8 protein-coding genes and 1 riboswitch are annotated in these 12,022 nt (G+C 73.7%); all 8 genes read right to left on the reverse strand.

The window, feature by feature from the left end; genetic code table 11:
• Positions 1-15: 15 nt before the first annotated feature.
• Positions 16-1,170 (reverse strand): acetyl-CoA C-acetyltransferase, encoded by a 1,155-nt coding sequence (locus E1298_RS13420; RefSeq protein WP_131892912.1) that lies wholly within the window; start codon positions 1,168-1,170, stop codon positions 16-18.
• A gap of 23 nt (positions 1,171-1,193) precedes the next feature.
• Positions 1,194-1,811 carry a TetR/AcrR family transcriptional regulator gene (locus E1298_RS13425; RefSeq protein WP_131892914.1) on the reverse strand — a complete coding sequence of 206 codons (618 nt, stop codon included), beginning with the start codon at positions 1,809-1,811 and terminating at the stop codon, positions 1,194-1,196.
• 7 nt (positions 1,812-1,818) lie between these two features.
• Complete coding sequence (locus E1298_RS13430; protein ID WP_131892916.1) at positions 1,819-2,598, reverse strand: SDR family oxidoreductase; 780 nt, start codon at positions 2,596-2,598, stop codon at positions 1,819-1,821.
• A gap of 45 nt (positions 2,599-2,643) precedes the next feature.
• Positions 2,644-3,831 (reverse strand): acyl-CoA dehydrogenase family protein, encoded by a 1,188-nt coding sequence (locus E1298_RS13435; RefSeq protein WP_131892918.1) that lies wholly within the window; start codon positions 3,829-3,831, stop codon positions 2,644-2,646.
• A gap of 24 nt (positions 3,832-3,855) precedes the next feature.
• Positions 3,856-5,226 (reverse strand): glycosyltransferase, encoded by a 1,371-nt coding sequence (locus E1298_RS13440; protein ID WP_243725560.1) that lies wholly within the window; start codon positions 5,224-5,226, stop codon positions 3,856-3,858.
• A complete protein-coding gene (locus tag E1298_RS13445; protein ID WP_131892920.1) occupies positions 5,210-8,086 on the reverse strand; it encodes a bifunctional glycosyltransferase/CDP-glycerol:glycerophosphate glycerophosphotransferase in 2,877 nt (958 codons plus the stop codon). The genes E1298_RS13440 and E1298_RS13445 overlap by 17 nt, the downstream gene beginning before the upstream one ends.
• Positions 8,087-8,343: 257 nt before the next feature.
• Positions 8,344-9,096, reverse strand: coding sequence for a CHAP domain-containing protein (locus E1298_RS13450; RefSeq protein ID WP_131892922.1), 753 nt, complete (start codon positions 9,094-9,096; stop codon positions 8,344-8,346).
• Positions 9,097-9,109: 13 nt separating this feature from the next.
• A riboswitch (cyclic di-AMP (ydaO/yuaA leader) is annotated at positions 9,110-9,263 on the reverse strand.
• 507 nt (positions 9,264-9,770) lie between these two features.
• Positions 9,771-11,708 carry a PP2C family protein-serine/threonine phosphatase gene (locus E1298_RS13455; RefSeq protein ID WP_243725561.1) on the reverse strand — a complete coding sequence of 646 codons (1,938 nt, stop codon included), beginning with the start codon at positions 11,706-11,708 and terminating at the stop codon, positions 9,771-9,773.
• Between the last annotated feature and the right edge of the window lie 314 nt (positions 11,709-12,022).

The raw sequence follows: 12,022 nt of genomic DNA on the forward strand, positions 1-12,022 counted from the left end.
GGTGGGGTGCGGGGGTCAGAGGCGTTCGAGGATGGTGACGTTGGCCTGGCCGCCGCCCTCGCACATCGTCTGGAGGCCGTAGCGGCCGCCCGTGCGCTCCAGCTCGTGCAGGAGGGTGGTCATCAGGCGGGCGCCGGTGGCGCCGAGGGGGTGGCCGAGCGCGATGGCGCCGCCGTTGGGATTGGTCGTGGACGGGTCGGCGCCGGTCTCCTTCAGCCAGGCGAGCACGACGGACGCGAACGCCTCGTTGATCTCGACCGTGTCGATGTCGCCGATCGTCATCCCCGCCTTCTTCAGCGCGTACGCCGTGGCGGGGATAGGCGCGGACAGCATCCGGATCGGGTCCTCGCCGCGGGCCGAGAGGTGGTGGACGCGGGCGCGCGGGGTGAGGCCGTGGTCCTTGACGGCCCGCTCGGACGCGATGAGCAGCGCGGCGGAGCCGTCCGAGATCTGGGACGCGAGGGCCGCGGTGAGCCGCCCGCCGTGCACGAGGGTCTTCAGGCCGGCCATCTTCTCCAGGGTGGTGTCGCGGCGCGGCCCCTCGTCGGCGGTGAGGCCCTCGTACGGGACGGTCTCGCGCTCGAACCGGCCCTCGTCGATCGCGCGGACGGCGCGCCGGTGGGACTCGTAGGCGAACGCCTCCATCTCCTCGCGGGAGATGTCCCAGTCGCGGGCGATCATCTCGGCGCCGGCGAACTGCGACACCTCGCCGTCGCCGTAGCGGCGCACCCAGCCCTTGGAGCCGTTGAACGGGCCCTCGGTGAAGCCGAGCGGCCCGGCGGCGGTCATCGCGTACGCGATGGGGATCTGCGACATGTTCTGCACGCCGCCCGCCACGACCAGGTCGGACGTCCCGGACAGGACGGCCTGCGCCGCGAAGTGGACGGCCTGCTGGGACGAGCCGCACTGCCGGTCGACGGTGACGCCGGGGACCTCCTCGGGCAGCCCGGCCGCGAGCCAGCAGGTCCGGGCGATGTCGCCGGCCTGCGGGCCGACGGCGTCCACGCAGCCGAACACCACGTCCTCGACCGCGGCCGGGTCGACCTCCGCGCGGTCGATCAGCGCCGACAGCACGTGCGCGCCCAGGTCGGCGGGGTGCGCGCCGGCGAGCCCGCCGCCGCGCCGGCCGACCGGCGCGCGGACGGCTTCGACGATGTATGCCTCGGCCATGGGAGGTCTCCTCCGTAGGGGGTTCAGCTCGCCTGGATCCCCTCCAGGACCATGGCGAGGTACTGCTTGGCGATGTCGTCGGCGGACAGCCGCCCGCCGCGCTGGTACCAGTTGGCCGCGACCCAGACGGTGTCGCGGATGAACCGGTAGACCAGCGTCCGGTCGAGGTCGGCGCGGAAGGCGCCCTCGTCGACGCCCCGCGCCAGCAGCGACATCCACATCTCCTCGAACCGCCGGTGCGAGTCGAGGAGGTAGCGGAAGCGCTCGGCGTTCGCGAGGTGCTTGGACTCGTTCTGGTACAGCACGACCGCCGGGCGGTGCCGGTCGATCGACCGGAACGACTCCACGACGATGGCCTCCAGGGTGTCGCGCGCGCCGAGCCCCGATCCGAGGACGCGGTCGTAGGCGGCCCACATCTCGTCCAGGAACGTCGAGAGGATCTCGTCGGCCATCGACTCCTTGGAGTCGAAGTGGTAGTACAGGCTGCCGCCGAGGATCCCGGCGGCGTCGGCGACCTTCCGGACGGTGGTGGCGGAGTACCCCTGGGAGGCGAAGACCTCGGCCGCCGTGGCGAGCAGCTCGGCCCGCCGCTGGGCGCGGGCGGCGGCGGTGCCCTCGGCGTCGCGCCGTCGTGGACTCATCGTGCTCCTAAGGGTGCTGGGAGGAGACGGAGACGACCTCGCCCGTCATGTACGAGGAGTAGTCGCTCGCCAGGAAGACGATAACGTTGGCCACCTCCCACGGCTCGGCGTGCCGGCCGAACGCCTCGCGGCGCGTCAGCTCGTCCAGCAGGTCCTCCGAGGTCACCTTGACCAGGTGCGGGTGCATCGCGAGGGACGGCGACACCGCGTTGATCCGGACGCCGAAGGCGGCGGCCTCCAGCGCGGCGCAGCGGGTCAGCGCCATCACCCCGGCCTTCGCGGCGGCGTAGTGGGACTGGCCCTTCTGCGCCCGCCAGCCGATCACCGAGGCGTTGTTGACGATCACGCCCGCGCCCTGCCCGCGCATGATCCGCAGGGCGGCGCGGGTGCAGCGCATGGTGCCGTTCAGCGTGACGTCCAGGACGCGGGTCCACTGCTCGTCGGTCATGTCGGCGAGCTCGGCGGTGCCGCCGAGCCCGGCGTTGTTGACCGCGACGTCGATCCGCCCGTACCGCTGGAGGGCCAGCCCGTAGAGCGCCCGCACCTGGTCCTCGTCGGTGACGTCGCAGGGCAGCGAGGCCACCCGGCCGGCGCCGAACTCCTTTTCCAGCTCCAGCGCGGACGCGGCGAGCCGCCGCTCGTGCGCGTCGGAGACCACGACGCGGGCGCCCTCCTCCAGGCAGCGGCGCGCCACGGCGCCGCCGATCCCGGCCCCGGCCGCCGCGGTGATGACGACGGCGCGGTCCTTCAGCAGGCCGTGCCCGGGGACGTAGGCGGGGGGCGTCACTGCCGCACCTCTGCGCTCATGGTCGCGCTCGCTCTCGCTCGTTCCTCACTCGGTCCCTCGCCGCTCACGTGGGAGGCCGAGCACGCGCTCGGCGATGATGTTGCGCTGGATCTCGTTCGACCCGGCGTAGATGGTGTCGGAGCGGGAGAACAGGAACAGCCGCTGCCAGTCGCTCAGGTCGTAGGGGGCGCCGTCGGCGATCATCCCGGCGGCGCCGAGGACGTCCATGGCCAGCTCGCCGAGCTCGCGGTGCCAGGTGCCCCAGACGAGCTTGGAGATGGACGACTCGGGGCCGGGCGCCCCGGCCGCGACGCCCGCCATGGTCCGCGCCGCGTTCAGCCGCATGATCTCCAGGCCCATGTGCGCGCGGGTGAGCCGGTCGCGCAGCAGCGGGTCGTCGACGGCGCCGGTGCGGCGGGCCAGCTCGATCACCCCGTCCAGCTCGCGGCGGAACCCGACCTGCTGGCCGAGGGTCGCGACGCCCCGTTCGAACCCGAGCGTGGCCATCGCGATCCGCCAGCCGTCGCCGGGGGCGCCCACGATGTTGGCGGCGTCCGTCCGGGCGCCGTCGAAGAAGACCTCGTTGAACTCCGAGGTCCCGGTGAGCTGGACGATCGGCCGGATGTCGACGCCGTCCTGCCGCATCGGGACCAGCAGGTACGACAGGCCGTGGTGGCGGGACGACCCGGGCTCGGTGCGGCAGACGGCGAAGCACCAGTCCGCCTCCAGGGCGAGGGACGTCCAGACCTTCTGCCCGTCGACGACCCACCGGCCGTCCTCCAGCACCGCCCGCGTCTGGACGCCGGCCAGGTCCGAGCCCGCGCCGGGCTCGGAGTAGCCCTGGCACCACAGCTCCCGGACGGCGACGATCGGCGGCAGGAACCGGGCGCGCTGCGCGTCGGTGCCGAACGCGATGATCGTGGGGCCGAGCAGGTTCTCCCCGATGTGGCCGACCCGCGCGGGACCGCCGGCGAGGGCGTACTCCTCGTGGAAGATCACCTGCTGCCCGACGGTCGCGCCGCGCCCGCCGTGCTCCGCCGGCCAGCCGACGCACGTCCAGCCCGCGGCGGCCAGGTGGCGCTCCCAGGCCAGCCGCTCCTCGAACGCCTCGTGCTCGCGGCCCGGCCCGCCGAGCCCGCGGGCGTGCGCGAACGCGCCCGACAGGTTGGCGCCCAGCCAGTCGCGGACCTCGGCGCGGAACGCCCGGTCCGCCGGGGACTCGTTCTGCTTCACGCCCGGAACTCTACCAAACAGTTGTTAGAAAGAATCGCCCTCCAGCGCGGGCTCGGCCTCGCGCCCCGCGACGGGCCCGGGCGCCGCGTCCGGGACGGTCTCCTTGGGCACCTGCGGCCGGTCGCGTCGCGGCGGGCCGCCGGGGAGCGCCTCGGGGCGGGCCTGAGTGGGACGGGCCACGTCGCGGCCGGGCAGGTCACGATCGGGCAGCTCGCGGCCAGGCACGTCGTGGCCGGGCAGGTCGCGGTGGAGCAGGTCGAAGAGCCGGTCCCAGCGGGCGAGCACCGCCTCCGGCCGGAACCGCTGGACGGACGCGCGGGCCTCGCCGCCCAGGGCCCGGCGCAGGTCGGCGTCCTCGATGAGGCGCCCGAGCGCCGCGGCGAACGCGGCGGTGTCGCCCGGCCCGACCAGCAGGCCGCCCTCCTCGTCCCCGAGCAGCGCGCGGACGCCGGGCGCGCAGTCGAACGCCACGGACGGCAGCCCGTAGGCCATCGCCTCCAGCACCGACATCGGGAAGCCCTCGTCCCGGGACGGCAGCGCGAACACCGACGCCTCGACCAGCGCGTCCTCCACGTCGTCGACGACGCCCCGGAACTCCACCGAGCCGGACAGGCCGGCGGCGGCCGCCCGCGCGCGCAGCTCGTCCTCGTCCGGGCCGTTGCCGTAGACGTGGAGCCGCCAGCCGGGATGGGCGGCCGCGACGAGCTCCCACGCCTCCAGCATCAGGTCCACGCCCTTCTCGTACGACAGGCGCCCCACGCAGGCGACGACGGGGAGGTCGAGCGTGGGGTAGACGCGGGGCGTGACGTGCAGCGGGTTCGGGACGTAGTCCACATTGGTCATGCCGTCCCGCGCCCAGGCGTCGGCGTCCTCGGCGGTGAGCACGAGCAGCCGGTCCGCGCCCGCGAAGTGCTCCCTGACCCGCCGGTAGCGGGACGACCGGCGCGTCGCCGCGTACGACTCGTGGCTCATGCCGATCACGCGCAGCCCGGAGGTGCAGGCCAGCCGGACCCACTCCATCGCCCACACCTGCGCCACGATCACGACGGCGCCGGGCCGGGCGCCGGCGAACAGCTCCGACAGGCGGGCGGCGCCGCGCCGCTGGGCCGCGCGGCGCCACAGGTCCTGCGCGCGCGCCACCGCGTTCAGGCGCCGCCGCAGCGATCCCGGCCGCCACGCGAGCGTGGGCGGGCGCCACTCCCCGTGCAGCACCTCCACGGCGTACGAGCCGTCCCGGCGATGGTGGTACGGCTCGCCCCCGCGGGTGATGCCGACGAGGGTGACGCGGTCGCCCCGGGCGGCCAGCAGCCGCGCCATGTGGTGCGCCCAGCGCTGCAGGCCCCCCATGTCGTCGACGTTGTTGCAGACGATGAAGACGTCACGCGGTGCTGCCACGTTCGCTCCCTTCGGCGAAGTACCGTTCCACCACCGTCCGGGCGGCCGTCCCGCGGTCGTGCTCGCCGAACCGCAGGGCGAACGCGCGGCGCCGGGCGGCGTGGGCGGCGCCCGAGGCGTCCAGGCTCGCGAGCGCGGCGACGAGCTCGTCCTCGGTCCGGGTGATCGGCCCGGGCGCGTGCCGCTCCAGGTCGAAGTAGCCGGTGCCGAGGTCCGCCTCGTCCGGCAGGTGCAGGACGATCGGCCGGTCGAGCAGCGCGTAGTCGAACATGATCGAGGAGTGGTCGGTGACCAGCGCGTCCGCGAGCAGCAGCAGCGGGGTCACGTCGGCTACGGCGCCGGCGTCGCGCATCACGGCGCGCGCGGACGGCGGCAGCCTCGTCCCGCACAGGTAGTGGGGCCGGACGAGCAGGACCAGCTCCTCCCCCAGCTCCCGGGCGAACACGCCGGGGTCGATCGGCGGGTCCAGCCGGCGGACGGGCCGCCCGCCGGGCCCGGTCCGGAACGTCGGCGCGTACAGGACGGCGCGCCGCCCGTCCTCCAGCCCGAGCGAGCGGCGGATCTCGGCGACCTCGGCGGCCAGCTCCGGATCCCCGGCCACGCCGGTGACCAGCGGGTCATTGCGGGGGTAGCCGGCCGCGAGCAGCTCGGCGCGGACGCCGAGCCCCCTCGCCAGCGTCGTGACGTCGTGCTCGGAGCGCACCAGGAAGCAGTCGTAGCGCTCCACCATGCGGCGCTGCCGGGCCCGCTCGGACGCCGGCCCGCCCTTGAGCCGGGGCTGGTCGTCCCCCATGCGCTTGTAGGCGGACCCGTGCCAGGTCTGGATATAGGTGGTCTCGGGCCGCTTGCGGAGACCGTCCGGATAGCCCTGGTTGTCCACCCAGAACTGGGCCCGCGCCAGCGCCAGGTAGTAGGCCCAGGACCCGCGCCGCACCAGGGCCGCGTCGGACGGGAACCCCTTCGTCGACGACGCGTACGACCAGACGGCCCGCACGGGCCTGCCGGACCGGCGCAGCTCCCGGTAGATGTACTTGGGGTTGTCGGCGTACCGCGTCCCCAGATGGCTCTCGAAGACCACCTGCCCGGGGCGGACGGGCAGCCGGCTCAGCACCCGGTTGAACAGGGCGGTCTTGGTCTTCCGGGAGGTCAGGACGCGGCGCGCGGACCGGTCGAGCCCCCTGGCCCGCCCCCAGGCCCGCCGTCCCGCCCGCGTGGCGGCGGCGCGCAGCACGACGGCCCTGGCCAGCCGGGCCCACGGGTTCCGCGCGTCGAGGGTGAACGCCAGGTGCCCGCCGCCGGTGACGTAGGAGCGGAGCCGGTCGGCGGCGAGCCGCGTCAGCCGGGGCCTTACCGGCAGCGCGACCCCGCCCAGCGAGGGCGACCCGGCGCCGTCGCCCGGGCAGGTGATCATCTCCTCGCCGTCCACGCTCACGCGGAGCCGCACGTCCCAGACCGGGTCGACGAACCCGACCGGCCGGACGCGGCGCCTGGGGTCGAAATCGGCCCGCCACTCCAGGCGGGCGCCCTGGTGGCTGACCCTCGCCCCGGCGCGCTGCTTCCTGCGCGGGCGGCGGCGGTCGACGAACTCCAGCGTCCCCTTCAGCTCGGCGTCCGGGGGCACCCGGTCCAGCGGGTTCAGCACGTATCCGGCCAGGTGGGCGCGCTCGCCGCGCATCTCCAGCCGCGTCACGGTGTTGGCCGGACGCAGCTCCTTGAGGGGCCGCTGGTGGAACCCGAAGTCGGTCACGTCCAGGACGCGCCGTCCCGCGGCCGCCGGGGACGGATCGCCGCCCCACAGGACGCGGCCGTCGCGCTCGACCAGCGGGGCGCGCAGCTCGGGATGCCTGCCGCGGCCGTACTCGGCGGCGGCCAGCGCGCCCGCGTGATCGCCCTCGCGGATCAGGTACGCGGCGATCGCCGGCATGGGGTTGGCCGCCTCGAACACGCGCGGGTCCAGCTCGGCCAGGTAGCCGGCGGCCAGGTCCAGGAACCGCGCCCGGTAGGCGGGGTCGCGGCCGCGCAGGTCGCGCAGGTAGAGCAGCAGGTCGTGGTTGACGAACTTGGCGTCCTTGGCCTTCTTCAGCTCGTGGGCGCCGCGCAGCGCGAACAGCGCGTCGATGCGCCGGTGGATCTCCAGCCGGTCGGCGAAGTTGGCCGGCTCGGCGCGCCGGTTGGAGATCGACGGCGCGGACGTCCGCTCCTTGACCAGCCAGTGGTAGACGCGGTGCGGGATCAGCGCGGTCCGCTCGGCCGCCAGGTACGCCTCGGCGGTGAACAGCAGGTCCTCGTAGTGCAGCCGCTCGACGAAGCGCAGCCCGTTGTCCTCCAGGAAGCCCCGCCGGTACGCCTTGTTCGTGGACAGGGTGTCGTAGAGCAGGTCGGGATTCTCGCCCAGCGACCCGTACACGGCCCTGCGCCTGTAGAGCCACGGATACCAGGGGCGCACCCGCCGCTTGGAGCCCGGGGGCTCGTCCAGGAAGATCCTCTCGCAGAGCCCGGAGACCAGGTCGGCGCCCGTCTCCTCGGCGGCGGCCACGTGGTTGAGGCAGGCGTGCCGGTCCAGCAGGTCGTCGCTGTCGAGGAACATCACGTACCGGCCGTCCGACCGCTCGATCCCGGCGTTGCGCGGACGGCCGCAGCCCCCGGAGTTGGACGGCAGGTGCACGGCCCGGACCCGTCCCGGATGGGCCGCGGCGAGCCGGTCGGCCACCCTCCCGGTGCCGTCGGTGCTGGCGTCGTCGACGATGACCGTCTCGACGCCGCCCATCGACTGCGCCAGCGCCGAGGCGACCGCGCGGGGCAGCCGTCCCGCGTCGTTGAAGGCGATCACCACCACGCTGACGTCCGGGCGTCCCTCCAATGGGCCTCCCCTCGGCGTCTTCGGCGTGCCAGTGATTCCTTTCCCGGAACGCCGCGACGAGGTCCAAGCCCGATCAAAGGCTGTCAATGATTCGCATTACCCGACATTGGCGAACCACCAGGAGAGGCGGGTCACATCACGCGCAAGCCCCAGGAACGGCCAGACGGCCCAGGAGGAGCGGAGGCCCCGGAGACGCCCGAAGGCGCCCGGCCGGGGGGCCGGGCGCCTTCATGATGCCGTCCGCACGGGGGCGGGGATCAGCTCTTGTAGTCGGGGTAGCCGTAGCCGACGACCTGCGACTCCTTGCGGATCTTCCGCTTGACCGCGTTGCCGGTGTTGCCCTCGACGGTGCTGATCGTGCCGTTGCCGTTGTCCTTGACGACGAGGCCGACGTGCTCGATGCCCTCGATGCCGCCGCTGCGACCGTTCTTCCAGTCGAAGAACACCACGGCGCCGGGCTTCGGGGTCGTGCCCCAGCGGCCCTCGCCCTTGAACCACTTGGCGTGCTGGACGGTGTAGGCGTCCCAGCCCATGTCCTTGGCGCCGGTCTGGGCACCGACCCAGGAGACGAACATGTTGCACCAGCTCGCGCCGTTGTACTCGGCGACGTTGCCGCCGTCGCGCTTGGCGGTCTGAGCCGCGTGGGGGGTGGAGATGTACCACTTGTGGAACTTGGTCTCGCCGCCCTTGCCCTCGCGGATGCCGACCTGCGACTCGGCGACCTTGATCACCTCGCTGGCCTTGACGCGGTGGGGGGCCACCTTGAAGCCCTCGCGGCGGGCCTCGGTCGTGGACACCGTCCTGACGTGCGACGACTCGCTGGAGCCGACGCCCTGGTCCGCGACGGCCGCGGCCTGCGCCCGGGTCTCCGCGGTGGCGCGGTCACCGGCGAGGGGGTTGAAGACGGACAGCCCGACGGCGCCGATCAGCACCGCGCCGACGGCGACGCCGACGGCCCTGTCCTCGGGGGTAAGGCTGCTGATGGAAAGTCGATCGAAACGACCGGTCATGCAGGGAATCTCCTTGTTCTCCCATGACGCCTACCGGGTTAGCTGACGGATTCGGGCCTGGAAGTAGCCCTACGGCACGTCTCGGGACGCGCCGATTCACCCCTGGAACCTGGGTCCCCGGCTCCGTCCGGTCACGCGGACCGGAACGGACTCGGCCTCGCACCGCGGGTGGCGGTGCCGGATATGCGGATATTTCTCAGCGTGATCTTGATGAGGGGGCGCGCCTCGTCCTGGCGCGCGTCGCGTGCGGCTACCGCTCCGCGACCTGCGGCCGTGGCTGGCACGGCCGGCACAACGCATGGAACGCGCTGCGGGATTCGGGTAGAAGGTACCAACCTTCCCAAGAAAAGCAAAACAGGCACAAAGCACTCTCTTGCCTGCTCAAGGCCCTTCCAAGACTGTCCCAACGCCCGTACCCGGTCGGGTCTTCCCGATCTTTAAGCCCGCCGGGCGCGACCGGCACGGTAACTGGGCCCAAACCCCTATGACGTGGGCATCGGACGCTCCGGCGCACCGGGCACGTTTTACCTTTGCCCGGACGCATCGGCCGGGTAAAGACCGCCCCACGGCCCTCCCGTCCCCCGGCCCAGATCGCGTCGCGGACCACCCTGAGAGGCCCAAATACGAAGCGCAGGTCACACGGGGTCACCACATCTGGATCGATGTGACCTGGGTCACTCCACGCGCAGGGCGAACATGGTGGTGTCGTCAGCCGCCCGGTCGTGCTCCATCCGCGCCAGCACCTCGTCCAGCACCAGCTCAGGCCCGGTGGAGGAGTCCCGCAGGATGCCCGTGAGCCGCGCGATCCGCTCGTCCAGGTCGACGTCCCTGCGCTCCACCAGGCCGTCGGTGTAGAGGAAGATCAGGTCGCCGGGCCGGAGCCTGGTGCTGACCGTCCCGTACTCCCAGCCCGGCAGGGCGCCGAGCATCGGGTCCGGGACGACCTCCAACTGCGCCGCCTGCCCGCCCCGCACCAGGATCGGCGGCGGGTGCCCCGCGCAGGTCCACTCCAGCACCCGGCGGCGCGGGTCGAACTGCGCGACGACGGCGGTGCCCGTCGCGGGCGGGTCCATGTGCCCCAGCAGCTCGTTCAGCCAGCCCACCAGCCGCCCGGACGGCTGCTCGGTGCACGCGAGCCCGAGCAGCCCGTTGCGGGTGCGGGCCATCGCCGCCGCGGCCGGCAGCCCGTGCCCCGCCGCGTCCCCGATCGCGAACAGCGCCCGCCCGTTCCGCATCGCCCGCGTCGCGAACCAGTCCCCGCCGATGCGGGCGGTGCTCTCGGCCGCCAGGCTGCGGATCGCGGTGCCCAGCCCCGGCAGCGGCTCCAACTCGTCCTCGTCCGGCAGGATCGCGCGGCGCAGCGTCACCGCCACCCGCCGCTCCTGCGCCGTCTGCGCCTGCTGGTCCAGCATCTGGCGGCGGGTCTCGGCCAGCGCCCGCTCGACGCCCCGGCGGCGCGTGATGTCCTGCGACACGATGTTGATCGAGACGGGCAGCCCGGCCGTGTCCAGGACCGGCTCGGCGAACACCCACAGGTGCCGCTGCGCCCCGTCCTCGCCCACGACGCGGTGCTCGGCCTCCACGGGCTCGCGGCGGGAGAACAGCGTCTGCACGGCGTCCTCGACCAGCGGCAGGTCGTCGTCCGCCACGACCTTGGGCAGGTCGTGCGGCATCGGCGGCACCTCGTCGGCGCTCAGCCCGTAGTTGGCGAGCATCTGCGGGGTCCAGTCCGCCTCCCCGGTGGCGAGGTCCCACTCGCCGAACCCCAGCAGCGCGAGCCGCTCGACCCGCTCCAGCCGCCGCGCCTGCCGGTCCTCGTCGCGGTGGTAGCGCCAGGTCACGCAGATGCCGGTGGGCACCGCCACGCACCGCACGCTCATCCGGGACGAGCGGGACAGGCCGGACTGGGCGGTGCTGTAGTTGATCGACGCGCACTCCATCCCGGACCCGGTCTCCAGCACCTCCACATAGGAGTCGAAAAGCCCGCTGAGCACCGCTCCCGGGTCGGTCCGCAGCAGCCGGAGCCCGGTCAGCTCGCCCGCGCCCCGCCCGAACAGGTCCCGCGCGACGGCGTTGAGCCGCGCGTACAGGAAATCGGCGACCCGCCCGTCCGGGCCCCGGACTGGGACCAGGTGCGCCGCCCCGTCCAGCGTCCCGTCCAGGACGGCCCCGGCCGCCGGGTCCTCCGGCAGCCCCGCGATGATCTCGGCGTCCCCGGCGGTGTCCTCGGCCGTCACCCGGCGCAGGACGTCCTCGGCCTCCGACATCACCGCCTGCCGGTCCTCGGCGCCCTCGGCCCGCGGCGGCCGCCGCTCGGCCACGACCGCGCCCGTCCCCTCCGCGCCCCCCTCCTGCTCGCGGGCGCCGACCACCAGGGCCGCCGCCTCCGCCAGCTCCATGTCCAGGTCGCGCGCGAGCCAGATCAGGTGCTGCAGGGCCTCCCCGGGCGGGACGCCGAGCCGCCTGGCCAGCACGACCCGCGCCTCGGACAGGATCGCGCGGTCGTGCGCGGCCCCCCGCAGGTCCTCCAGATCCGGCGCGGCCGCGTGCACGCCCGGCGGCGCGGGCGTTCCCGCCGCCGGAGCCCCCCACGTGCCCTCAGCTTCCGCCACACGGTCCCCCATTCGGCGATGCACGGCCCCGAGAGAGAAAAGCTACATACGCCGACGAAGGGCTATTCGTCCTCATCTCGTAAGCAGCCCGGATCTTTAACCGGGTTTTCCGTTCAGCCCGAAAACACCCAGTTCCAGTGACCTTTCCCCGGAACATCCCCGCCACACCGCGTGACGCCCGTCACACGTCCAGGCCACTTCCCCGGATTGGATCGCGACACGCCCCCTCCCCCTCCCTAGCGTGCGATGGGCAGACCCCTACCGCAGGAGCCGTCATGCACGAAGACCTCGCCCGCCTGCCCGGGCTGCTGTCG

This window comes from Actinomadura rubrisoli (genome assembly GCF_004349215.1).
Lineage (GTDB): Bacteria > Actinomycetota > Actinomycetes > Streptosporangiales > Streptosporangiaceae > Spirillospora > Spirillospora rubrisoli.